At 68.8% G+C, this 23,439-nt stretch carries 17 protein-coding genes; 7 read left to right on the forward strand and 10 right to left on the reverse strand.

What is annotated here, in order from left to right; translation table 11 throughout:
• Positions 1-93: 93 nt before the first annotated feature.
• The 3 genes from E0H92_RS19520 to hemW form a co-directional block, all read right to left on the reverse strand.
• On the reverse strand, positions 94-1,440 hold the full coding sequence (locus E0H92_RS19520; protein ID WP_202873692.1) for a M60 family metallopeptidase: 1,347 nt from the start codon (positions 1,438-1,440) through the stop codon (positions 94-96).
• Between the two features lie 80 nt (positions 1,441-1,520).
• Positions 1,521-3,881 carry a polysaccharide lyase 8 family protein gene (locus tag E0H92_RS19525; RefSeq protein ID WP_131497182.1) on the reverse strand — a complete coding sequence of 787 codons (2,361 nt, stop codon included), beginning with the start codon at positions 3,879-3,881 and terminating at the stop codon, positions 1,521-1,523.
• Between the two features lie 96 nt (positions 3,882-3,977).
• Complete coding sequence (gene hemW / locus E0H92_RS19530; protein WP_131459170.1) at positions 3,978-5,237, reverse strand: radical SAM family heme chaperone HemW; 1,260 nt, start codon at positions 5,235-5,237, stop codon at positions 3,978-3,980.
• A gap of 184 nt (positions 5,238-5,421) precedes the next feature.
• On the opposite strand from hemW, the gene E0H92_RS19535 reads away from it, so the two are divergent.
• A complete protein-coding gene (locus E0H92_RS19535) occupies positions 5,422-7,437 on the forward strand; it encodes an MDR family MFS transporter (RefSeq protein ID WP_131497183.1) in 2,016 nt (671 codons plus the stop codon).
• 36 nt (positions 7,438-7,473) lie between these two features.
• Here the strand turns inward: E0H92_RS19535 and E0H92_RS19540 are convergent, their stop codons facing one another.
• Positions 7,474-8,292 carry an META domain-containing protein gene (locus E0H92_RS19540; protein WP_165549838.1) on the reverse strand — a complete coding sequence of 273 codons (819 nt, stop codon included), beginning with the start codon at positions 8,290-8,292 and terminating at the stop codon, positions 7,474-7,476.
• 203 nt (positions 8,293-8,495) lie between these two features.
• On the opposite strand from E0H92_RS19540, the gene E0H92_RS19545 reads away from it, so the two are divergent.
• Together E0H92_RS19545 and E0H92_RS19550 are read left to right on the forward strand one after the other, a co-directional pair.
• A complete protein-coding gene (locus E0H92_RS19545; protein WP_165549839.1) occupies positions 8,496-9,368 on the forward strand; it encodes an alpha/beta fold hydrolase in 873 nt (290 codons plus the stop codon).
• A complete protein-coding gene (locus E0H92_RS19550) occupies positions 9,365-10,042 on the forward strand; it encodes an IMP cyclohydrolase (protein ID WP_131497186.1) in 678 nt (225 codons plus the stop codon). Before E0H92_RS19545 ends, E0H92_RS19550 begins: the two co-directional genes overlap by 4 nt.
• A 175-nt stretch (positions 10,043-10,217) precedes the next feature.
• Here E0H92_RS19550 and E0H92_RS19555 read toward each other — a convergent pair whose 3' ends face one another.
• Positions 10,218-12,053: an AMP-dependent synthetase/ligase gene (locus E0H92_RS19555; RefSeq protein WP_131497187.1), complete on the reverse strand. Its 1,836-nt coding sequence runs from the start codon at positions 12,051-12,053 to the stop codon at positions 10,218-10,220.
• 108 nt (positions 12,054-12,161) lie between these two features.
• Here E0H92_RS19555 and E0H92_RS19560 point away from each other — a divergent pair, with 108 nt between their 5' ends.
• Positions 12,162-13,769, forward strand: a complete 1,608-nt coding sequence (locus E0H92_RS19560; RefSeq protein ID WP_131497188.1) for a peptide-N4-asparagine amidase — start codon at positions 12,162-12,164, stop codon at positions 13,767-13,769.
• Here E0H92_RS19560 and E0H92_RS19565 read toward each other — a convergent pair.
• The 4 genes from E0H92_RS19565 to E0H92_RS19580 all read right to left on the reverse strand — a co-directional run bounded on the left by E0H92_RS19565 (position 13,757) and on the right by E0H92_RS19580 (position 19,646).
• Positions 13,757-16,489, reverse strand: coding sequence for an AfsR/SARP family transcriptional regulator (locus E0H92_RS19565; protein WP_131497189.1), 2,733 nt, complete (start codon positions 16,487-16,489; stop codon positions 13,757-13,759). The two genes, E0H92_RS19560 and E0H92_RS19565, sit on opposite strands and share 13 nt — an antisense overlap.
• A gap of 119 nt (positions 16,490-16,608) precedes the next feature.
• A complete protein-coding gene (locus E0H92_RS19570; RefSeq protein ID WP_131497190.1) occupies positions 16,609-17,634 on the reverse strand; it encodes an aspartate-semialdehyde dehydrogenase in 1,026 nt (341 codons plus the stop codon).
• Positions 17,635-17,889: 255 nt separating this feature from the next.
• Positions 17,890-18,075: a tautomerase family protein gene (locus E0H92_RS19575; RefSeq protein WP_131497191.1), complete on the reverse strand. Its 186-nt coding sequence runs from the start codon at positions 18,073-18,075 to the stop codon at positions 17,890-17,892.
• 68 nt (positions 18,076-18,143) lie between these two features.
• Positions 18,144-19,646 carry a sodium:solute symporter family protein gene (locus tag E0H92_RS19580; protein WP_131459182.1) on the reverse strand — a complete coding sequence of 501 codons (1,503 nt, stop codon included), beginning with the start codon at positions 19,644-19,646 and terminating at the stop codon, positions 18,144-18,146.
• 148 nt (positions 19,647-19,794) lie between these two features.
• Here E0H92_RS19580 and kduI point away from each other — a divergent pair, with 148 nt between their 5' ends.
• Genes kduI through E0H92_RS19595 form a run of 3 tightly spaced genes read left to right on the forward strand, consistent with a single transcriptional unit; the run spans position 19,795 to position 22,147 of the window.
• Positions 19,795-20,619, forward strand: coding sequence for a 5-dehydro-4-deoxy-D-glucuronate isomerase (gene kduI / locus E0H92_RS19585; protein WP_238152391.1), 825 nt, complete (start codon positions 19,795-19,797; stop codon positions 20,617-20,619).
• Complete coding sequence (locus E0H92_RS19590; protein ID WP_131459183.1) at positions 20,616-21,371, forward strand: SDR family oxidoreductase; 756 nt, start codon at positions 20,616-20,618, stop codon at positions 21,369-21,371. Before kduI ends, E0H92_RS19590 begins: the two co-directional genes overlap by 4 nt.
• 20 nt (positions 21,372-21,391) lie before the next feature.
• Positions 21,392-22,147 carry an IclR family transcriptional regulator gene (locus tag E0H92_RS19595; protein WP_131290714.1) on the forward strand — a complete coding sequence of 252 codons (756 nt, stop codon included), beginning with the start codon at positions 21,392-21,394 and terminating at the stop codon, positions 22,145-22,147.
• Here E0H92_RS19595 and E0H92_RS19600 read toward each other — a convergent pair.
• Positions 22,126-23,358, reverse strand: coding sequence for an MFS transporter (locus tag E0H92_RS19600; RefSeq protein ID WP_131497192.1), 1,233 nt, complete (start codon positions 23,356-23,358; stop codon positions 22,126-22,128). The genes E0H92_RS19595 and E0H92_RS19600 overlap by 22 nt on opposite strands.
• Between the last annotated feature and the right edge of the window lie 81 nt (positions 23,359-23,439).

Raw genomic sequence — 23,439 nt, forward strand, 5'->3', positions numbered from 1 at the left:
CGAGTCGTGGCGATTGGGTGTCGCTGGGGTCCGCGAGTCGTGGATCGGGGCTGGATTTGGCGCCCGCGATCCACGACTCGACGGATGCCGGCGCTACTCGCGGATCGTGGTGGGGTCGGTGGGTGGTGGGGTTAGGTGGAGGGCGGTGAGTTGGGCGGTTGCCTCGGCGTCGACGGGGACGCCCCAGGCGCGGAAGAAGTCGCTCAGATCGTGGCCGGCCGTACGGCTGCTGAGTACGACGAGGTTGCGCAGGCGGAGCACCTCGTCCGTGTAGTCGCTCGCGTACGGACGCTCGACCCGGACGAGCTTGTGCAGGTTCGGCCAGAAGGTGGCGCCGAATGCCAGGCGGAGCTGCTCGAACATGACCAGCTTCTCGTAGGGGTCGAAGGTGGTGCCGTAGTTGACGTCCGGGGAGCGGAGCTTGCCGGGCGCGCTCTGCCAGGGGGTGAGGCCGGTCTTCGCATCCGGTGCGTGCAGCCGCGGCTGCTGGCCGTACTTCGTGGCGAAGACCGCGTTCACCGCGAGCGAGTAGATGTTGACCGTCACCTCGGTCAGCGAACTCGGCTTGTAGGTGATCTGCTGATGCTGGTGGCCGAGCTCGTGGTAGATGCCCCAACCGCGTGTCCTCAGCGCCGCGACGGTCAGCATCCGGTCCTGGATCGGCGGCGGGAACGACATGTGGCCGTGGGTCGCGTACGCCCCGACCCCGGTGATCGCGGACGGGTACCCGACGAAGTGGTACCGATGCGCGAGGCGGACATGCTGCGGCGCGGATCCGTCGTACCCGCTGGTGGCGTCCTCGATCCGGATGATCTCCTCGTAGGTGGACAACAGGTCGGTGTGGTTCTCGGCGCGGTACGTCAGAGCGGACGCACGCTCGACAGTGATCATCGCGTGCGGGCTCAGAAGTTCGACGTACGGCGTGACGCGCTCGTCGAGCTGGCGCTGGAACTCGGCCTCACCCGTGCAGCCGAGGACGAAGTACGGCATCGGCTGGGCCTGCTCGCCGATGCTGACTTTCGCCTGGCCGGTGTCGCCGATCAGCTTGAGGTAGACGACGCCGCCGCCGGCGTCGGTGATTGTGTTGCGGCCGACCTGGAGCGGGTACGCGCGGGGCGACTTGAACTCCTTGCGCGCGTCGGCGTCGGGTGCGCCGATCACGAGCGTCGGTGCCAGGCTCCCGGCGTGGACGACCACGTTGAGGGCCGTGTCCGCGGGCAGGTAGTAGCCGGTGGAGCGGAGTTCGCTGGCGCTCAGCGAGTTCTGCGTGCGGTCGAGTTCGGTCGTGCGCGCCGACGGCAACGCGGGGATCGTGATCGTGCTGGTCTGGGCGTGCGCCAGCCCCGGTACGGCGGCCAGCGCCACACCGGCTCCGGCTACTTGCAGGACGCGTCGCCTGGTGAACTGCCCCGCGAGCTGAGGGCGGGCGTGCGGCATCATCGAACAACCTCCTGGTTGAACTTGCCAGCACCCGGCGACCCGGCCGGCGCTTGTCGCCGGCCCCGGTTGCTTGCGGAAACTCAGTTGAAGGACACGGTGTGGGTGGCGCCCTTCGTACCGCCGACGGCGACGTCCAGCACCAACTGCTTGCCGGTAGCAACCACCGTGACGGCTGGATCCTGCGCGACCACGGCACCGACCCGCCGGTCGATCGTCACGCGGACCGTGCTGGCGGTGCGACTCGGATCAGCCACCGCGACCGTCGTCGTCCGGCCGTCCCTGCCGACCACCACGGACGCCGGACCGTCACAGGCGATCTCGGCAACGGCACCGGCCGCCCAGAAGTTCGCCAGGACCAGGTTCTCGCGGTGCGACCGGATCGCTTGAACAATCGGATTGTTGACAAGGATCGTCATCCCCGGATCGGCGGCGCGCTCGGCCGTCTGCCGACTGGTCGCATTGGGTAGCACGACGTACGCGTAGTCGCCGGTCGCCGTCCCGTGCTCCAGGACGAGCTTCGCGTAGCGGCGGGTGTACGGCGTGGTCGAGCCGGCCGTGTCGTTGCCGATGTTGATCTCCGACCAGGACCCGGTCCGATCCTCACGCTCCACGCGGAGATGACCACCGGCCGGGAAGACGTAGCCGGCGACGCCCTCCAGATGTGCCCAGCAGGGATCCTCGTGCGTGCCGTCCGTGGCCGGTCGTCCGTCCAGCGCGAGGGCGGCCGTCCCGTCCTCGTGGAGATTCCGATTGTCGACAATCGTCTCGACCGGGTAGCCGTCGGTCCCGGCGATTCCGGCGCCGAGGGCAACGACCGAGTCGCGCAGGCAGAACCAGGACTTCCTGGCCTGCAAGGTCTTGTCGTGATTGATCAGGTGCATGCCGACCGCGCCGGCGACGTTCTTGTACGACGCTCCACCCACCCAGTCGGCGTACGCCGCGACCGTGCCGGTGCCGCTCCCGGAGCCGCCCGGCTGGCGCGGTTGCGTGCTGACCGTCGTACCGGGCATCCGTTGCGCGTCGACCGTCGGCCAATACGCGTCGTTGAACTGGGACTGATCCCGGTTGTACAGGTAGGTCATGCCGTCGCCGACGTACCAGCCGCGGAGGTTCTCGCCGTTGCCCCACTCGTAGCGGGCCATCCGCTTCGACGACATCGCGATCGCGAACGTCCAGCCCGGGCGGCGGTGCACGACGCGGTCCTGGTTGTAGAACTGGTAGTGCCGCGGGAGCGCCGGCGCCGGTACGACGCCGGTGTCGGAGAGCAGCGCCTTCGCGCGGGAGATCTCCGGGATCGACGTGCCCGGGAGGTAGTCGTTGAGGCGATCTCGGGTGATCCAGCCCTTCGCGAGCGCCTTGTACCGCGAGGCGTATGGCTCCGCGACGCCGCTCGCGAGGAGCAGGACCGTCGACGTCGTACCGTGCCCGTTGCGGTGATCGCCGGCGCGTTCACGGGAGATCGCGCGGCCGGAGACGCAGTCCATCATCAGTCCGTCGACGACGAACGGCGCGAAGCTCGCGTCGACCGCGTCCAGGAGGACGGCGCGGTTCGGGTCGGCGATCTCCCAGGTGGAGCCGCCGAGCAGGGCGATCAGGTTCGCGACACCGCCGAGCGCCACGTTGCCGTACGTCCCGACGTACGCGAGGTTGCCGTGCTGGACGAACGAGCCGTCGCGGTAGAAGCCGTCGCCGCTCGTGACGTAGGTGAAGACGCTGTTCTTACCGGACTCGGCGACATCGCTGAGGGCGTCACGGGCTGTCGACAATTTGACGGTCGACTTTCCGACGATGCCGCGGAGCGCGACGATCAGCGCCTTGTCGACACGGTTGGCGCCGGTCTCACGGAGCGTCGGCGAGTTGGTCCGCCGGTTCGGGTCCGGGACGAACCGGTCGACGGCCGTCAGGTACTTGGCGATCTGCTCGGCGGACAGGACGTCGTACGCGAGCACGCAGGTGTCGAGCAGCGCCCGCGGCGTACCGATCTCCCAGAACCACCAGTTCCCGGTCTCTTTGAGCGTCTCGTTGTAGGAGGTGGCGTTCAGGAAGTCGAGCCCACCACTCAGCAACTCCCCCGCGCTTGTCTCCAGTTGCGTCCCGCGCGTGGCGCGGGCCAGCGCGATCGCCTTCAGGCGCGTGTAGCTGATCGAGAAGTTCCCGCTCGACGGGCTGAGCGGGAGATCCGGCCAGAGCATCGTCCGGTCCGCCGAGGTGATCATCGTGTCGAGGAACTGCTGCGCCTGCGCGCCCAGCCCGGCGAGTGCCGCGGCGTACGCCGGATCGGACGCGTCGATCGCCCCGCCGGTGTTGAGCTCGGCCCAGCGCGCCCGGAGTACGTCGTACTCGTCCTCCGCGAATGCGCGGGTGGGTAGCCCGAGCGTGCTGAGGGCACCGGCGGCAAGGCCGGCCTGAAGCAACAGCCGACGACGGATGAAGGGCGGCATCGCGGACTCCTCGGGGCGGTAGTAAACGCTTACCGCAAAGCCTGCCGTCTGCTCGTAACAGTCGTCAACAGCTGACTGTGATCAGTTCTGATCACTTCACGGGAGGAGATCCCGGACCACCGCATCGGCCAGCAACCGCCCCCGATCGGTCAACACAAGCCGCCCCGCCCACGACCCGCCATCGCCAACGCCGTCGACCCCATCGGCGCTGTCGGCCGCGATCAGCGCGAGGCCGTCGGCGACCACCTGGTCCGCAGCGGCTCGGCCGGCCTCGTCAAGGACATCGAGAGGCAGACCCGCCGACAACCGCACCTCGAGCAGCACTCGCTCGACGCGCCGGGTCTCCTCGTCGAGGATCTCCCGCGCGTGCGCCGGACTCTCACCGGCATTGATGCGCTCGGCGTACGCGCTCGGATGCTTGACGTTCCACCAGCGCACCCCGCCGACGTGGCTGTGCGCGCCCGGCCCGATGCCCCACCAGGTGTCGCCGCGCCAGTACAGCTCGTTGTGCCGGCAGCGCGCCGCCGTACTGCGCGCCCAGTTGGACACCTCGTACCACCGCAGCCCTTGGGCCGACAGCAGTTCGTCGGCCAGCACGTACTTGTCGGCCAGGTCGTCGTCGTCCGGCATCGGCAGTTCGCCGCGCCGGATCCGCCGGGCGAGCTGCGTACCGTCCTCGATGATCAGCGCGTACGCGCTGACATGGTCCGGCTGCGCCGACAACGCCGACTCCAGCGACGCCCGCCAGTCGTCGAGCGACTCCCCCGGCGTCCCGTAGATGAGGTCCAGGTTCACATGCTCGAACCCGGCCGCGGTCGCTTCCTTCACCGCCTGCAACGCCCGGCCCGGCGTGTGCTGCCGGTCGAGGATCCGCAGTACGTGCGAGGACGCGCTCTGCATCCCGAAACTCACGCGGGTGAATCCGGCTTCCAGCAACGCCTCGAGATAGGCCGGATCCACCGACTCCGGGTTCGCCTCGGTCGTCACCTCCGCGCCCGGCGCAAGCCCGAACTCGTCCCGCACCGCGGCCAGCATCTTCCCCAGATCAGCGGCCGGCAGCAGGGTCGGCGTACCGCCACCGAAGAACACCGTGTCGACCGGCCGGTCCAGATCGCCCAGAACCCGCCGCGCCATCCGGACCTCGTCGACCGCGGTCTCGGCGTACGACGCCTGCGAACCGCCACCGCCCAGCTCGCGCGCGGTGTAGGTGTTGAAGTCGCAGTATCCGCACCGCGACGCGCAGAACGGCACGTGGAGGTAGAACCCCAGCGGCCGACCGGCAGCCTCGCGGACAACACCATCCGGCAACGCCCCGTCCCGGGGCGCAACCTCCCCCTCGGGCAATGTCGACGGCACCCACCCATCCTACGGACGGCGTACCGAACGACGGGTAGTGGCCGCCTCCGCGGTGACCGCCGGCGCCTGGGCCGCACCGTGAACGTCGGCCGCCGACCCACCACGACCCGTTCTTCGGTACTTCTTCATCCGATCGCAGCGGTTCTGCGGTCGCGGAGCGTACTGGGACGGTTACATTCGGCTCATGGAGACCGAGGCTCAGCCTGTCGGACGTGCCACCCGGAACGCGGTCGTGGTCGCGATCATGCTCGGAATGCTGCTCGCGGCCCTCGATCAGACGATCGTCGCGACCGCGCTGCCGACCATCGTGAGCGACCTCGGCGGCGCCAATCACCTGTCCTGGGTGGTCACGTCGTACCTGCTCGCCGAGACGATCATGACCGCGCTGATCGGGAAGTTCGGCGACCTGTACGGGCGCAAGCCGATGTTCCTGCTCAGCGTCGTGCTGTTCCTGGCCGGCTCGGCGCTCTGCGGGATGGCGGACTCGATGCTGTGGCTGGTCGGCTCGCGCGCCATCCAGGGGCTCGGCGCCGGCGGGCTGATGGTGACCGCGATGGCGGTGATCGCGGACGTCGTACCGCTCAGCGAGCGCGGCCGGTACCAGGGCGTGATGGGCTCCGTGTTCGGCGTCTCCACAGTCGCGGGACCCCTGCTCGGCGGGCTGTTCGTCGACCACCTGAGCTGGCGGTGGGCGTTCTACGTCAACCTGCCGCTCGGCATCCTGGTCCTGATCGTTGCCTCGATCACCCTTCCGTCGGTGAAGGCCGCGGTCGGACCGAAGATCGACTACCTGGGCATCCTGTTCATCGGTCTCGCCGCGACCGGGCTGACGCTGGTGACGACGTGGGGCGGCAACGAGTACGCCTGGACGTCGACGGTGATCATCGCGATGGCGGCCGGATCCGTGGTCGCGCTGGTGCTCTTCGTCCTGGCGGAGCAGCGGGCGGCGGAACCGTTGCTGCCGTTGCGGTTGTTCCGGTCCGGCGTGTTCACGGTGTGCTCGATCATGAGCTTCATCATCGGGTTCGCGATGCTCGGCGGGGTCACGTATCTGCCGACGTACCTGCAGTTCGTCCACGGCGCCTCGGCGACGGAGTCCGGTCTGCAGATGCTCCCGCTGGTACTGGGACTGCTGGTCGCGTCGGTCGGCGTCGGCCAGGTGATCAGCAAGACCGGGCGGTACCGGCTGTTCCCGATCGTCGGCACCGTGCTGATCGGCGTCGGGCTCTTCCTGCTGTCTTTGTTGGACAATCAGACGTCGTACGTCGAGACGGCCGGATTCATGATTGTGCTGGGACTCGGTGTCGGGTTGTGCATGCCGGTCCCGACGGTCGTCGTGCAGAGTACGGTCGACTACTCGGACCTCGGCGTCGCGACGTCCGGCGTGAGTTTCCTGCGGACGATGGGCAGTTCCTTCGGGGTCGCGGTCTTCGGCTCGATCTACGCACATCAGTTGCCGGAGAAGCTCGGTGCCGCCGTTCAGACCGCGCAGGTCGATCCTCGTCTGGCGTCGACGGTGGAAGGCGTTCGTGGGTTGCCCGATGCGGCGCGTTCCGTCATCACCGCGGCGTACGCCGACTCGCTCCATATCGTGTTCCTCTGGGCGGTTCCGGTCGCCGGTCTGGGATTCCTGACCGCCCTGCTGCTGAAGGAGGTTCCGCTCCGCGACACCGCGCGAATGGCGGCCTCGGACGTCGGCGAGAACTTCGCTGCGCCGGCGTCGTTCGACTCCGAACGCGAACTGCAGAAGCTCGCCGCCCTCGTCGTACAGCATCACAAACGCAACCCGGCGCCCGAGGTTCTGGCCGAGTCCGGGATCCCGCTCAGCCACGCTCAGGCCTGGATGATCATGCGGGTGTTCCGCGGCGGCGCCGAGAAGGGTTCCGCGACCCTGGCCGAGATGGCCGGCGACCTACGGATGCCGCCCGGGGTCCTCGAACCGCTCGCCACTCAACTGGTTGCCGGCGGCTACCTTTCCGAGACGCTCGGGCACTACCGGTTCACCCCGCTCGGGATGGAGATGTTCCAGCGCTTCGTCGGCGCCTTCCGCATCTGGATGCTCGACCGCCTGACCGACTGGGACCCGGAGAACTCCGAAGCCTTCTCGCACGCCGTCGACCGGATCGCCGAACAGATGATCGACCAGGGTCAGTCCCTCACCACCGGCAAACACGCCGCGGCCCTCACCACCGCCGGCTGACTGGCGCGGCCGTCCTGCCGGCCGAGCAACAGTTGTTCATGTTCGCCCGGCCAGCACGTGCCGCGGAGGGTAGCCGTCGGGCCGTACGGCGGTGAGGTTGAGGCCGGTGGTTCCCGTCGCGGCTCGGAGTCGCAGGTGGGTGGACTCGAGGATGTAGGTCAGGGGCGTTCGGAGGGCTTCCAGGAAGGCTTGCTCCAGGGCGGCGGCTACGCCTCCGGTGTTGGTGGGGGTGCTGGTGAGGTGAGTAAAGGTGAGCGTGTCGTTGGCTCGGGCAACTGTTGCGGTGAAGGCGCTGCAGCCGGTCGAGCCGGTGGCCAGGGTGCCGTTGATGATGAGGGTTGCGAGGCCGGGGTGGTGCTCGCAGAGGTCCTTGCCGCGGACGACCGCGTCGACGATCCACAGGGTGCCGTCGAGTGGAGGGTCGGGTTCGGAGAGGCGGGTGTCCAGCAGGACAAACGTCGTACGGCCGTTGGTCAGGGTGAAGGTGTCGCCGTCGACGGTCCACTCCGGCTCGTGGAGCAGGAACCCGAAGACCCAGTCTTCCTGCGCCCCGAACTCGGGACCGCATCCCATCTGGGTCTGGATCGGGCCGCTCGCGAACCGCAGTACGCCGTCGTCGTCCGTGATCTCGACGGTCGGGAACCGCAGTACGCCGTCGTCGAGTGTGATCCCGCCACTGAGTGAGTTGCACCCGGCTCGTGCGATGAGTACGCCGTTCTTCCGGATCTGCACCCTGATCCGCGTGCCCGGTACCAGCGCCCGCTCCACACCGTCGTCCTGCACCGACACCGACAGGTACGTCTTCCCGATCGGCGATCCTTCCCCACCGATCAGCGGCCCGTACACCACCGTCATCTCACTCCCCCTTCCGTTTCGGATCATCCCGCCGATCACGACGGTGCACCAGACTCGCGCGGACCGTCGCGCCGGCCGGATGGCTGTGGGCGTGACTGCGAACACCCCACGGTGTCCGTGAACAAGCTATTTCCTGTGCCCAGACACCATTGGTTGTTCACAGACCCCGTGCCAGGTACGCCGCGGCGCGTATGCTCGCGCGCATGCTGAGTGATGGGGTGTGGGTGGTTGTTGCCGGCGGGGTTGAGCATTGGGTGCGGGTGGCTGGGGCGGGGAACGGCGACGTGCCGTTGGTCCTGGTGCACGGCGGACCCGGTGAGAGTTCGTACTCGATCGAGCAGTCGGTCGGCGACGAGGTCGCGAAGCTGGCCCCGGTCGTGTTCTACGACCAGCGCGGGTGCGGGCGATCGGCGCGCCCGGCCGACCCGTCGACGTACACGATGGAGCAACTGGTCGCGGACCTCGACGAGTTGCGTACGGCGCTCGGCGTCGAGCGGATCGTGCCGTGGGGCGCGTCGTTCGGGTGCCTGCTGGCGGCCGAGTACGCCGTTGCTCATAGCAACCACGTGGACGCGCTGATCCTGCACGCGCCGCCGATCATCGATCCTCTGCACCCAGGACTGTGGACGATGCGGCCGGGTGCCGTCGACGTGTTCCTCACGCCGGACGAGCGGACGGCGCTCCGTACGCAGCTCGACGGCGTCACGGAGTCGATCGAGCGTACGGTGGCCGCGCTCGGGGCGATCGCAGGGAGCGCGAACGCCGCGCGGTTCTTCTATCACGACCCGGCGAACATCCCGCCCGACGAGAACGCGCCGGAATCCAACCTGGAGATGGCGATGGCGCTGGTCGGCAACGAACGCGTGGAGCTCGCCGACGACCTGGCCGACCTCGACGTACCGGTCCTGATCCTCGCCGGCCTCTGGGACCGCCACGTCGGCTTCGACATGCCCCGCGACCTCGCAACCCGGCTACCGCGGGCGACCCTCGAGATCTTCGACCGTTCGGCGCATTCGATCCACGACGAACAGCCCGGAGAGTACGTCGAGGCGATCCGCAGGTTTCTTGTCCGATGAGCCTTTTCGCATCTGCTGAGTACCCAGGCCGTGGTCTTGCGATCGGTCGCGATGTGGACGGCGTCCCGTTCTTCTCGTACTGGCTGACCGGGCGGTCTCCCGCCTCCCAGGCCCGCGAACTCGTCGTCCACGACCGCGAGATCATCGTCCGCGACACCTCAGGCGGTCCGGTGGACGACCTGCGCCACTACACAGCGGCCACCCGCGGAGACAACTGGGTCATCGTCGGCAACGGCACCCAGGTAGCCGAACTCACCGCCACCCGCGAGCACCAGCCCGACCTCCAGCTCGCCCTACGACAACTCACCTACGAACCCGACCCACCCATCCGCACCCCCCGCATCACCGCAACCGCGACACTCAACGGACCGCACCTGACAGAGGTAGTAGTCGGCTCCGCCCGCGCCTACGACGGCGCCTCCGAGCTAACCGAGCACCCGTCGCTCTACGCGGCCCACATCGCCCCCGGCACAGCCGTCACCACCACGACCTACAACGGCACAGCAGCCGACATCATCACCCACGGCCGACCGGAAGTAGTCGCGATCCCGCTCACCTGGTCCGCCCTAACGGACCAACTCTGGCAATCACTCCACCCCGAACTCCGCGTAGCCGCGATCACAACCCGCCTGGACACCCCCAACTTCACCGACGCGATCCTGCAATCCCGATAGGTACTCCGCCGGAGATCACCTGCCGCTCGCCCACACGCGCCCGCCGCCACGCGAGGGGATATCCGTCGGCATCGGGGTTCTCCATTCGCACACCAGCGGAGAACCCCCGACGCGGGTGGATATCCGCTCGCGTGGCGGGGTGAGGTGGCCGGGAGGGCTGTGCGGGAGACTTCTGTTACTCGTACATCTTGTCGAGTACGTCGGCGTACTGGGTTTCTACGTGTTTGCGTTTGAGTTTGAGGCTGGGGGTCATTTCGCCGGACTCGACGGTGAGGTCGCGGTCGAGGATGGTGAACTTCTTGATGGTTTCCCAGCGGTTGAGGCCGGCGTTGAGTTCGTCGACGTAGCCCTGGACCATCGTGTGCGCGGCGTCGGACGTGACGATCTCGGCGTACGACTTTCCGGCCAGGCCGTTCGCGGCGGCCCAGCCCTCGATCGAATCGGGGTCGAGGGTGACGAGCGCGGAGACGAAGTTGCGCAGGTTGCCGTGCACGATGAACTGGCTCGCGTACGGGCAGATGGTCTTGAAGCGGCCCTCGATCACCTGCGGCGCGACGTACTTGCCGCCGGAGGTCTTGAACAGGTCCTTCTTGCGGTCGGTGATGAACAGGTACTCGTCCTCGAAGTGCCCGATGTCGCCGGTGTGGAACCAGCCGTCGGCGCCGAGCACCTCGGCGGTCTGCTCGGGCTGGTTGTGGTACCCGCTCATCACCCCGTCGCCCTTGATCAGGATCTCCCCGTCCTCGGCGATCTTGAACTGCGTCCCGGGGAACGCCGGCCCGACGCTTCCGAGCCGGTACTGCGTCGGCCGGTTCAGCGTCGATCCCGCCGACGTCTCCGACAACCCGTACCCCTCGAGGATCAGCAGCCCGGCGGCGTGGAACCACTCCGCCAGCGACTTGTCGAGCGCGGCGGACCCGGACACGAAGAACCGGATCCGTCCACCGAACCGGGCCCGGATCTTCGACAGCACGAGCCGGTCGGCGGCCGCGTACTGCGCACCCAGCAACCCGCCCGGCTCCTTGCCGGCCTGCCGCAGCGCCGAAACCTTGGCACCCACACCGAACGCCCAGTCGAACAGCTTGGCCTTAGCCCCGCCCTCGGACTGGATCATCGTGACGATCCGCCCGTGGGCCTTTTCGAAGATCCGCGGCGCCGCCGCCATGAATGTCGGTTGTACGACGGCCGCATTGTCGACAATCTTGTCGATCCGCCCGTCGACCGCGGTCGCGAACCCGAGCTGGAACTGAACGGCGAGCAGCACCTGGCCGAACACGTGCGACAACGGCAGCCACAGGAACTGCAGGTCGTCGGGAGACAGCACCCGCATCCCCTCGACCGCGGCGCCCTCGTACGTCCACACCGAGTGCGGCAGCCGCACGCCCTTCGGGCGTCCCGTCGTACCGGACGTGTAGATCAACGTGCACAGGTCGTCCGGCTTAATGCCTGCAATCCGATCGTCGACAATCGACGGGTGCTCGGCGAGGTAGTCGTCACCGAGCGCGTCGAGTTCGCCCAGGCTGATCACCCAGTCCCCATCGCTCTCGAGAGGCGTGCCGTCCAGCAGCACGACCTTGCGCAGCGACGGTGTCTCGGTCCGGTGCTCGCGGAGCTTGTCCACCTGCCCGGCGTCCTCGGCGAACACCACCTGGACGTCGGCGTCGGCCACGATGAACGCCACATCGGACGAGATCGTCGACGGGTAGATCGTGGTGGTCGCGGCGGCGGCCAGTACGGCGGCCAGGTAGCACTCGATCCACTCGATCCGGGTGCTGGACGCGACGGCGACCCGTTGCTCCGGCTCCACGCCGAGCGCGATCAGGCCCGCGGCGCGCCGGCGGGTCAACGCCTCGGTCTCGCGCCAGGTCACCGACTTCCATTGCTCGGCGCGCGGGAACCGGAACGCCTCCCGTTCAGGGGTCGCCGCCACCCGGTCCAGGAACATCTGGGCCATGGTGTCCTTGCGGTTGCTGAGAAGCGCGAGCTGGCCGGAATCGGCGACAGGCTTCATAACTGGCCTCCATCGGGGGTCAAGTAACCGGAGGGTAATCGCTGGGCAGGGTGCCTGACCATGGCACTCGCTTGCCCACCTGCACCTTCTCCATTACGTTTCCGCAACATGCGCATACGGTCGGTGGCTCTTGCCTCACTATCCGTTCTACTCGGTCCGCTCCTCCTCGGTCTCGGCGCTCCGGCCCACGCGGTGACCCCGCCGGCGGAGTTCGGGTCGGACTACGACGACCCGCGGACGCCCGCGCCGAAGGTCGCCGTACCGGACACCAGGCACTGCGAGGTGCAGATCGTCCGGAACCAGTTCCGCGACTTCGACCCGTACCAGGCGACGTACACGCCCCCGGCCGCGTGCCAGGGTCCGTGGTCCAAGGTCGTGCTGCGGATGCACGGCGAGGTGAAGGGCGTGCAGTACGACCGCCTCGGGCACATCACGATCGGCGGTGTCGGCGTCTTCCGGACGTCGACACCGGAGCCGAGCACGGACGGTATCGCCTGGGACGTCGAGAAGGACGTCACGTCGTACAGCCCGCTCCTGCGGACGTCGCAACCCGTCGTCATGGAGCTCGGCAACGTCGTCAACGACACGTACACGGGCGTGCTCGACATCACGGTGACGCTCGACTTCTACACCACCGACCGCCACACCCCGGCCGCCCGGACCGCCAACGACGTACTGCCGCTGCAGAACCAGACGCGTGAGGACTCGGACCTGATCGGTACGGCGACCTTGCCGCGCAACACGACCCGCCTGCTCGGCGAGGTCTACGTCACCGGATCAGGCGGCGGCTGCGAGGAGTTCTGGGACACGTCCGCGCCGGCCGAGACCGGGTACTCCTGCCCGGACGGATCGCCGTACCGCGAGGTCGACGTCAGCATCGACGGCAAACTCGCCGGGATCGCGCTGCCGTACCCGTACATCTACACGGGCGGCTGGTCGAACCCGTACTCGTGGCGCCCGTCCCCCGCACCGCGCGCGTTCGACATCAAGCCGTTGATGTACGACCTCACGCCGTTCACCGGGCTGCTCACCGACGGCAAGCCGCACGAGTTCCGCGTCCACGTCGACGGCGTACCAGCCGGCCAGTCGGGGTGGTTCACCGTCCCGAACCTGCACGTGTGGACCGACGCCCACCGCGCGCAAACGACCGGCAAACTCACGTCGTACGCCGTCAGCCCGCTGGCCAAGACCGATGGCGTGACCGGCGCACCGAACGCGGCCGGCTCCGTGAACACCAAGGCATCTCGCACGCTGACGATCAGCGGGTACGTCGACACCTCCAAAGGCCGTGTCCGGACAAGCGTCCAGCGCACGCTGAGCAACGTCTCGAAGCACACCTGGGACGCCGGCGAATCCCGCGACGCACTGGACGCGAACTGGCGCGACACCGCGACGACGATCAGCAACGGCCGCGTCGAACGTACCGACCTCGACTATGGCAAGAACGGCGTACTCACCTTCTTGCCCAACGCAACGACCCCCGGCGGGTACGACGTCGTCACGGACCTGAAGATCCACGACACGATCCGTACCCCGGCCCGGACCAGCACCGAGACGTACGACGGTCGCGCGTCCTGGATCTACGGCGTACCGCGGGACCAGCGGCACGCGACCGGGACCCAGACCGTACGCTTCCGCGCGATCGGGAACGGCTGCTACGACCACACCCTGACCGCGGTGAACGGCGTCTACACGAAGGACTTCTACCGCTGCTGAGCGAGACAGTTGCGGACCGTCTCCGCATCCGGATGGTCGAGCGCGTCCAGGATCTCCAGGGCCGCGGCGTAACTGGCACGTGCGCCGTCGCCACGGCCGGCCCGGTCCTGGACGCGAGCCATCGCCATCAGGCAGTCCGCGGTGTCGAGCCGCCGGCCGAGAGCCCGCAGTACGTCGACAGCGACCGTGTACAGGTCGATCGCCTCGTCGAACCGCCCGAGGCCGGCGAGCGCGTAGCCGCTGGTGTCGCTGGCCACGGCACGGCCGAACTCGGAGTCCGACTCGGTGTACAGCTTCAGGGACTGCTGGGCGTAGTCCAGCCCAGCCTGGTACTCACCGAGCTCGGAGTGGTACCACCCGAGGTTGTTGAGGGCGTTGGCGCGCGCATCGACATGACCGGTGCGCTCGTAGATCCGCAGCGCCCGCTGGGTGTGCTCGATCGCTCGCCGATGGTCCCCGATCCGCGTGTACACCCGCCCCAGCCCGAGTGATCCGTGCGCGATGGCCGCGTCGTCGTCGAGCTCCTCCGCGATGCCGAGCGCGAGCTCGTGCTGCCGGATCGCCTCGTCCCACTCGCGCATCGCCATGTGCCCGCGGGCCAGGTCGCGGCGCGTGTGCGCCTGCTTGGTGAGATCGCCGAGCCGTACCGCAGCCTCGAGCGCCAACTGTTGCGCCTGCGCGTACCCGGACCGGCCGCGGAAGTCGAGATAGTCCGCGATCGTCCACACACAAAGCCACAGCGCCGCGTCGGCCCGCCCGGTCGCGGCCCGCAGTACGGCGAGATTGTTCGGCTGCTCCGCATCGAACCAGGCGAACGCCTCGTCGCGGGTCGTCGGCGCGACCACCTCGACGTCCGCGGGGAGCTCCGGCAGCTCGACCCGGACCCTGCTGGGCGCCAGCAGGACCGCGGCCGCGAACCCGGTGTGGACGAGGTAGCCGAGCAGCCGCTCGAAGGCCGCATCCGCTTCGCCCGGCTCGCACAGCTCCTGCCCGTAGGCGCGCAGGAGGTCGTGCAGTACCCAGCGGTCCGGCTCGATCTCGATCAGCTGATGGTTCGCCACCAGCTCCGCGGCCATCCGCCGCGCCGCACGGATCGGTACCCCGGCCAGCGCGGCCGCCGCTCCGGGCGTGATCTCGGTGCCGGGATGCTGCGCGACCAGCCGGAACATCCGCGCCAGCTCCGGTCGCAACTGCCGGTACGACCAGGAGAAGATCGTCCGTACGCCGACACCGTCCGCGGTCGACAACGCGTCGAGTGGACTCTCGCCGAGCGCCCTGACGAACGACGCCAGCGACCGCTGCGGGCGCAGCGCGATCTGCGCCGCGAGCAGCGAGAGCGCCAGCGGCAGGCCCGCACAACGCTCGACCAGCGCGTCGACGCTCGCCGGATCCGACCCGAACCGCTCGGCACCGATCCTTGCCGCCAGCAACTGCTTCGACTGCGGCGGGTCGAACACGTCCAGCCGGATCGGCTCTGCCTGTTCCGTCGCCACCAGACCGGCGAGCTCGTTGCGGCTGGTGACGACGGTGCAGCATCCGGACCCGGTCGTCGCGAGTGGGCGCACCTGATCGGCGGAGCGCGCGTTGTCGAGGACGACCAGGACGGCCCGTTCGGCCAGCAGGCTGCGGTACAGCGCGATCTGTGCCTCGGCGTTCGCCGGCAGCCGATCGGGCGGCGTACCGAGTGCGACCAGGAAGCGCGCGAGGATCGCCTGCGGGTCGGCCGGTTCCGTGACGGGCGAGAAGCCGAGCAGGTCGGCGTACAGGATGCCGTCGGGGAAACGGTCCTCGACCCGACGGGCCCAGTGCACCGCGAGCGAGGTCTTGCCGATGCCGGCCGCGCCGATGACCAGGCCGAGGTTCGCGGTCGGGAGCAGCTCGTCGAGGCGCCGGAGGTCGTCGGTGCGGCCGGCGAAGGCGGGAATGGTGGCGGGAAGCTGACGCGGTACAACGCCCGTTGCCGTGCCCGGCGCGGTGCCTGTTGCGGTGGCTGTTGCGGTGAGGAGTTCGGCGTGCAGGGTTCTGAGTTCGGGGCCGGGGTCGGCGCCGAGAAGATCGCGCAGCCGGTCGGCGACATCGCCGTACGTCGCCAGAGCGAGCGCGGTGCTGCCGGACGCTTGATGGGCGCGGATCAGCTGCGCCCAGAACCGTTCGCGGGTCGGGTGGCGCTCGGCGAGTTCGGTCAGTTCGGGAACGAGGTCGGCGGACTCACCGGCTGCGAGGCGCGCGTCGACGTACAACTCCTGGGCCTGGAGGTGCTCCTCGTCGAGCCGGGGGATCAGGTCACGGGCGTTCAGGCCCGCGAGCGGCTCGCCGCGCCACAATGCCAGGGCGGCGGCGAGGGGCTCGATCCGGCCGGCAGGCTCGGTGATCCCGGTGGCGCTGCGGACCAGGGACCGGAACACTTCGACGTCGACCTGCTCGGGATCGACGCGGAGCGAGTACCCGCCCGCGTCCGTGCGCACCATGGTTCTGCCGGTGTCGCCCAGCGCGGTGCGCAGCCGGGAGACATAGATCTGCAGCGCCGAGCGTGGGTTGGTCGGTAGCTCGTCCTCGTTCCACAACAGCTCGACGAGGTCATCGATCGGCGTCGTCCGATTGACCCGCAGGACGAGCGCAGCCAGCAGCGCCGCAACCCGGCGCGACGGCAACGGTACGACGTCGCCGTCGGCCGTCCTGACCTCCACGGCCCCCAGCACCCGGAACTCCAGCCCGGCCACCTCCCTCGCCAGAGCCCTCAACCCTAGGGCATGTCTCCCGGTCCCGCACCGTCGCGAGGAGGTGCCGAGTGCCCCGCAGTAGGCGGGGGACCGGGAGACATGCCCTAGGGCACGGGAGGTCAGCGTGCAGCGAGAAGTTCGGCGATCTGGACCGCGTTCAGGGCGGCGCCCTTGCGCAGGTTGTCGTTCGAGACGAACAGGATCAGTCCGCGGTTGCCCGGGACGGACTGGTCCTGCCGGATGCGGCCGACGTACGACGGGTCCTGGCCGGCCGCGAGCAGCGGGGTCGGGAGGTCCGTGACGGCGACGCCCGGCGCCGCGCCGAGGATCTCGGTCGCCTGCTCCGGGGTGATCGGCTCGGCGAACTCGGCGTGGATGCTGAGCGAGTGGCCGGTGAAGACCGGCACCCGGACACAGGTGCCGGCGACCGGAAGGTCCGGGAGGTGCAGGATCTTCCGGCTCTCGTTGCGGAGCTTCTGCTCCTCGTCGGTCTCACCGGTGCCGTCGGCAACGATCGACCCGGCCAGCGGGAGCACGTTGAACGCGATCGGCCCGGCGTACACCTTGGGCTCCGGCAGCGTGACGCCGTCGGTGCCGCGGGCCAGCGCGCCGCCGGTCTGCACCAGCTCACGCGCCTGGTCCTCGAGCTCGCTGACACCGACGCCGCCGGAGCCGGAGACGGCCTGGTAGGTCGAGACGACGAGGCGGGTCAGGCCGGCCGCGCGGTGCAGCGGGGCCAGGACCGGCATCGCGGCCATGGTCGTGCAGTTCGGGTTGGCGACGATGCCCTTCGGGATCGTGGCGAGGTCCTCGGGGTTCACCTCGGACACCACCAGCGGTACGTCCGGGTCCATCCGCCAGCCGGACGAGTTGTCGACGACGACCGCACCGGCCGCCGCGACCTTCGGGGCGAGTTCCTTCGACGCCGTCTTGCCGTTGGAGAACAAGGCGAGCTCGAGCCCGGAGAAGTCCGCCGTCGCCGAGTCCTCGACGACAACCTCCCGGTCCCCGAACGCCAGCTTCTTCCCCGCCGACCGCGCCGAGGCGAAGAACCGCACCTCGTCCACCGGGAAGCTGCGCTCAACCAGCAACTCCCGCATCACGCCGCCGACCTGACCCGTCGCACCGAAAACACCTACTCGCATGGGTCAGACCCTAGTAGGTCCACACCACACCCGCCCGCCCGTTTCACCATCCGGCGCCCCGCCCAGACCCGCATTTCGTGGGTTGGCGTCCGCGATGCCGGGTTTGCGCCCGGGATCCTGGACGCAAACCCAGCATCTGGTGGGTACACCCACGAAAGGGGATCAATCGAAGCCGGTGAGTTGTCCGTGTGCGGGACGCGGGTGCGGGGCGGGGTGCGGATGCGGGGTGTGGGGTGTGGGTGTTGGGCGTGCCGGTCAGGCGTCGGCGACCAGGGTGCCGCCGTTGGCTACGTCGGTTTTCTCGATTTCGGTGAAGACGATGCGGACCGATTCGCGCTTGGCGCCGAGGATGGCGATCGCGGAGTCGGTGACGGCGGCGACGAACTCGCGGCGCTGGTCGAGGGTGCGGCCGGAGAGGAGTTCGACGGTGATGTTCGGCATGAGGGGCGTTCTCCTAGTGTGGACGGTTCCGTGACATGGGACAGTGTTTCAGATTCAGGACAGCGCTTTCAGGACAGGGCGGCCGCCGGGCGGGTGCCGACGTCGTCGGGGTCGGTGTTCAGCGAGTCGACCAGTTCGTCGACGTCCGCGCGGTTCTCCGGCGCGAGCAGACCGAGGCCGACGTACACCACCAAAGAAGTTGCCAGCGGCAACGCGACGACCAGGGTGGTGTCGGTCGAGCCGACGCCGTACTTGACGATCCCCCACGCGATCAGCCCGATCGCCCACGACGCCAAGGCGGCCCGTGGTCCGCTGCGCCGGAACCACGGCAGCAGTCCGAGCATCAGCGGGATCGCGATCGGTCCCATCGTCGCGGCGACCAGGTCGACGACGATCTTCAGGACGACGCCTTCACCGTTCGTCGCGATCGCGATCAGCATGCTCACCGTGACGAACGTGAACGTGACGATCCGCGCCATCTTCAGCGCCGCGCCGTCGGTCAACTGCCGGACACGAGGCACGATCACCGGCGCCAGGTCCCGCGTGATCACCGACGAGATCGCGTTCGCGTCGGAGGCCACCATCGCCATCGTGTGCGAGAAGAACCCGGCCAGCACCAGCCCGATCAGCCCGGTCGGCAGGAGCAGCTGCGCGAGGGCGACGTACGACTGCTCGGGCTTGCCCGGGTGCACCAGCAGCGGCGCCGCGCACATCGGGATGAACAGGATCAACGGCCAGACCAGCCACAGCACCGATGACAGCAAGGCCGACTTCTTGGCGGCGGTCCCGGACGGCGCGGCCATGTACCGCTGCGCCAGGTTCCACATGCCGCCGTTGTACTCGAAGGTTTTGATGAACAGGAACGCGATCAGGAAGATCGGCGTGTACGGCCCGTTCAGCGCGTCACCGTGCCCGGCCGGCAACTGGTCCCACATCTTCCACAGCGTCGGTACGCCGTCCAGATGCGCGAGGACCCCGATGAACATCGCGACACCGGCGCCGAACTGGATCACGAACTGCCCGAAGTCGGTCAGTACGTCGGCCCATAGCCCGCCGAGCGTGGCGTACAGCATCGTCACGACGCCGGTGAGCAGGATCCCCCACCGGATCGGCACGCCGGTGAAACCGTTCAGCAGTACGGCGATCGCGACCCACTTCGATGCGATGTCGACGACCTTCAGCGCGGCACCGGAGTACGCGAGCGCCTGCTGCGTCGGCAGGTTGTAGCGGCGCGCGAGGTACTCCAGCGGCGACACGACCCCGTGTTTGGCCCGCAGCCGGTTCCAGCGCGCCGCGAACAGGAACGCGCCGATGCCGACCCCGACGCCGATCGTCATCGCCCACCAGACGTAGACGGTGATGCCGTACGAGTACGCGACCGCCGCGAACGCGACGAACATGACGGCGCTGTAGCCGGACATGTGGTGAGAAATACCGGACAACCACCAGGGAATCCGGCCGCCGGTCGTGAAGTAGTCCACGACCGTCTTGATCTTGGTGCGCGACCAGACTCCGATCAGCACCATCAGCACGAAATAGCCGACCAGGACCGACCAGTCCAGAACGGTCATCAGAGAGCCTCCCAGGGGCGATGGGTTGGTTGAGAGGTTCCATTGACCAGAACCTGGTGTCAAGACACGGAACCTGGAACATTTCCGCGCCCAGTTCCAAGGCTCAACGACGATTGACAGGTGGTTTCGCTCAGTAGAACCTAGTTCCGTGACTCTGCAGATCAGGCACGCCACCCATCCCGAGCAGCTGCCCGGCTTCGACACGGCCGCGCTGCGCCGCCACTACCTGGTGGACGACCTCTTCGTCCCCGGCGCCGTCACCGCGGTGCTCACCCACCACGACCGGATCGTGCTCGCCGGCGCCCGCCCGACGGACGGGCCGCTGACACTCGGCACCTACCCCGAACTGCGCAGCGAGTTCTTCCTCGAACGCCGCGAGGCCGGCATCGTCAACGTCGGCGAACCCGGCACGGTCACCGCCGACGGAACGAAGTACGAGCTGACCACCGGCGCCTGCCTGTACGTCGGACGCGGTGTCCGCGACGTCGTCTTCGACGGACCCGCGGCGGCGTTCTACGTGTTCTCCGCGCCCGCGCACACGAGCTTCCCGACCGCGCAGGTCAACCCCGGCGAGGGCAATCGCCTCGAGCTCGGTGATCAGCAGACCGCGAACCGCCGGACGATCGACCAGTTCATCCACGCGGACGGCGTTCAGAGCTGCCAGGTCGTGCTCGGCGTGACCACGCTGCACGCGGGGAGCACCTGGAACACGATGCCCGCCCACACCCACGACCGCCGGACCGAGTGCTACCTGTACTTCGGGCTCCCGGAGACCGAGCGGATCGTGCACCTGCTCGGCGAGCCCGAGGAAACCCGCCACCTGCTGGTCGCGGACCGGCAGGCGATCATCTCCCCCAGCTGGTCGATCCACTCCGGCTGCGGCACGTCGTCGTACAGCTTTGTGTGGGCGATGGCCGGCGAGAACCAGGCGTTCGGCGACATGGACGGTGTCGACGTACGGGACCTGCGGTGACGTCTTTCAGTCTCGAAGGACGTACGGCGCTGGTCACCGGTGCCCGGCGTGGGATCGGCGCGGCGATCGCAGCCGGGTACGCCGCTGCCGGCGCCGAGCTGATCCTGATGGCCCGGGACGCGGCGCTCGAGGACACGCTCGAGGCGATCAAGCAGAACGGCGGCGGCGACGCGTCCGTGGTGATCGCCGACTTCGCCGACCCGGCCGCGGTGGAACGAGCAGCAGCGGAGATTGTCGACAACTGGAACGTCGACATTCTGGTCAACAACGCCGGCACGATCCGGCGGGCGCCGGCGGCCGAGACCACAACCGCGGACTGGCAGCACGTGATCGACGTGAACCTCAACTCCACCTGGGCGGTGACACGCCCGGTCGGGGCCGCGATGGCGCGGCGGCGTACCGGGAAGATCGTCACGATCGCGTCGTTGCTGAGCTTCCAGGGCGGGATCACCGTCCCGGCGTACACGGCGAGCAAGCACGCGGTGGCCGGGCTGACCCGGGCGCTGGCCAACGAGTGGGGACCGGCCGGGGTCCAGGTGAACGCGATCGCGCCCGGGTACATCAGCACCGACAACACCACGGAACTGCGCGCGGACCCCGAGCGGGAGGCCTCGATCCGGCAGCGCATCCCGGCCGGGCGCTGGGGACGGCCGGAGGACGTCGTCGGAGCCGCGGTGTTCCTCGCGTCGGCGGCGGCGGACTACGTCAACGGGCACGTGCTCGCGGTCGACGGTGGCTGGCTGGCGAGGTGAGGAGTGGCAGGATGTCGGACATGAGTTCGCCCTCGGCCATCGACAAGACGTTGATGGTGCTGGACGCCGTACTGGAGCACTCGCGGTTCACCGACGTGGTGAACGCGACCGGCCTGGCCAAGTCCACGGTGCACCGGATCATGGCGTCGCTGGTCGAGCACGAGTTCGTCACACAGGCCGACGACGGCTCGTACCACCCGGGGCCGAAGGCGCTCCGGCTCGCCGGTCACGCCCTCACGAACGTCGACCTCGCCACCGTGGCCCGCCCGGTACTCGCGGACCTCGTCGCGCAGACGCGGTGCACGGTCCACGTCGGTCTGCTGAACGGCGACGAGGCGATCTACGTCGCGCGGCTCGACGGCCCGAAGCCGTACCGGATGCCGTCACGGGTCGGCAAGGCGATCTGGCTGCACTGCACCGGCATCGGCAAGGCGCTGCTCGCGGAGAAGGACGACGAAGCGCTCGACGTCCACATCACCCGGACCGGTCTGCCCGCCCGCACTCCCCTGACGCACACGTCGGCGGCCACGCTGAAGGCCGATCTCGCCCAGATCAGATCCCGCGGCTACGCCCTCGACGACGAGGAGAACGAGCCCGGCATCCGCTGCGTCGCCGCGGTCATCCACGACCACACAGGCGCCGCGATCGCCGCGGTCAGCATCTCCACCCTCTCGCTGGAACAGTCGATCGCCCAGGTCGCCCTGATGGCCCCCGCCGCCATCGAAGCGGCCCGCAAGATCTCCGCAGCCCTCGGCTACCGCGAACCCACCAGCTGATCCCCTGCCTGACCCGCCGCCTGGCGCGCCGCGGCCCAGCGCACGACCGGGACCGAGAGGATGCCGACGGCGGCGAACCAGACGCCGAGGATGATCCAGCCGGGGACGCCCAGGCCCAGTGGGAGCAGTGCTAGGACTGTGGGGGCGACCATGGTGCTGATCGACATGCTCGTGTTCCAGACGCCCTGGTACTGGCCTTGGGCGTGACTCGGCGCCAGGTCGAAGCTGAGCAGGAACGACCCTGAGGACTGCAGCAGTTCGGCGATCACCTGCACCAGAGCACCGACGGCGAGCAGACCGACCGCGATCGCGGCGTTGCCCCAGGTCGCACCGGCCAGCAGGACCATCGATGCCAGCAGCAACAACCCAGCGGTACGGGTGGCGCGGGCGGCCGTCGCCGGATCGGCGATGCCGCGCGACGAACGCACCTGAAACAGCGAGACCACCACGGTGTTGATGATCAGCAGCAGCGCGACCGTCCAGCGCGGGGCATCGGTGTGATCGACCACCCAGAGCGGGATCGCGACATCGAGGACGGCGAAGTGGATGCTCATGCCTGCGTTGAGCGCGGCGACCGCGAGGTACCCACGGTCGCGCAGCGCGATCCACACCGGCCCGCCGTCGTCATGGGGTTGCGGCGCGACCCGCGGGATCGCCAGGACGACGAACGCCGCGATGCTGCTGAGCACAGCGTCGAGCACGAACATCAGGCGGTACGCCGTACCGGTGTCGAAATGCAGTGCGAACGCGCCGATGCCTGCCCCGGCCATGATGCCGATGTTTGTGACGGCCCGCAGGTACGCGCGGGCCGCTACCCGGCCGGCGCCGTGCGTGATGGCGGCGATCAACGCGGCGCGCACCGCGCCGGCGCCGCGGTCGACCATCGTCAGCACGATGCTCACGACCAGGAACTGCCAGAAGTTGTGCACGAACAGGTACACCAAGGACAGGCCGCACACCATCAGGCTCAGGACGACGAACAACCCGCGCGGCCCGCGCCGATCGGCGAGATGCCCGAGCGGTACGGCGGACAGCAGGCCGAACAGGCCCGCGATGGTGAGACCAAGACCGACCTGGGCGATCGAGAGGCCGACGATCCGCGTGAAGTACAGGACGCTGACCGTCATCAACAGCCCGTTGCCGACCCGGCTGAGCAACGTCGCCAGCGCCAACGGCCGCAACGGCCCCGGCTCCGGCAGCACCCCCTTCACCCCAGCTCCTCCCCTCTCCGCATTTCCCTGGCTGACCCAGCAATTTCCCTGGCTGACCCAGCAGATTGGGGGTTAATGACC

It is taken from the genome of Kribbella speibonae (assembly GCF_004331375.1).
GTDB lineage: Bacteria > Actinomycetota > Actinomycetes > Propionibacteriales > Kribbellaceae > Kribbella > Kribbella sindirgiensis.

Coding starts and splice junctions, on each gene's coding strand:
- E0H92_RS19520 (WP_202873692.1), bottom strand. CDS start 1,440: ATGATGCCGCACGCCCGCCCTCAGCTCGCGGGGCAGTTCACCAGGCGA.
- E0H92_RS19525 (WP_131497182.1), bottom strand. CDS start 3,881: ATGCCGCCCTTCATCCGTCGTCGGCTGTTGCTTCAGGCCGGCCTTGCC.
- E0H92_RS19535 (WP_131497183.1), top strand. CDS start 5,422: ATGGAGACCGAGGCTCAGCCTGTCGGACGTGCCACCCGGAACGCGGTC.
- E0H92_RS19540 (WP_165549838.1), bottom strand. CDS start 8,292: ATGACGGTGGTGTACGGGCCGCTGATCGGTGGGGAAGGATCGCCGATC.
- E0H92_RS19545 (WP_165549839.1), top strand. CDS start 8,496: ATGCTGAGTGATGGGGTGTGGGTGGTTGTTGCCGGCGGGGTTGAGCAT.
- E0H92_RS19550 (WP_131497186.1), top strand. CDS start 9,365: ATGAGCCTTTTCGCATCTGCTGAGTACCCAGGCCGTGGTCTTGCGATC.
- E0H92_RS19555 (WP_131497187.1), bottom strand. CDS start 12,053: ATGAAGCCTGTCGCCGATTCCGGCCAGCTCGCGCTTCTCAGCAACCGC.
- E0H92_RS19560 (WP_131497188.1), top strand. CDS start 12,162: ATGCGCATACGGTCGGTGGCTCTTGCCTCACTATCCGTTCTACTCGGT.
- E0H92_RS19570 (WP_131497190.1), bottom strand. CDS start 17,634: ATGCGAGTAGGTGTTTTCGGTGCGACGGGTCAGGTCGGCGGCGTGATG.
- E0H92_RS19575 (WP_131497191.1), bottom strand. CDS start 18,075: ATGCCGAACATCACCGTCGAACTCCTCTCCGGCCGCACCCTCGACCAG.
- E0H92_RS19580 (WP_131459182.1), bottom strand. CDS start 19,646: ATGACCGTTCTGGACTGGTCGGTCCTGGTCGGCTATTTCGTGCTGATG.
- E0H92_RS19595 (WP_131290714.1), top strand. CDS start 21,392: ATGAGTTCGCCCTCGGCCATCGACAAGACGTTGATGGTGCTGGACGCC.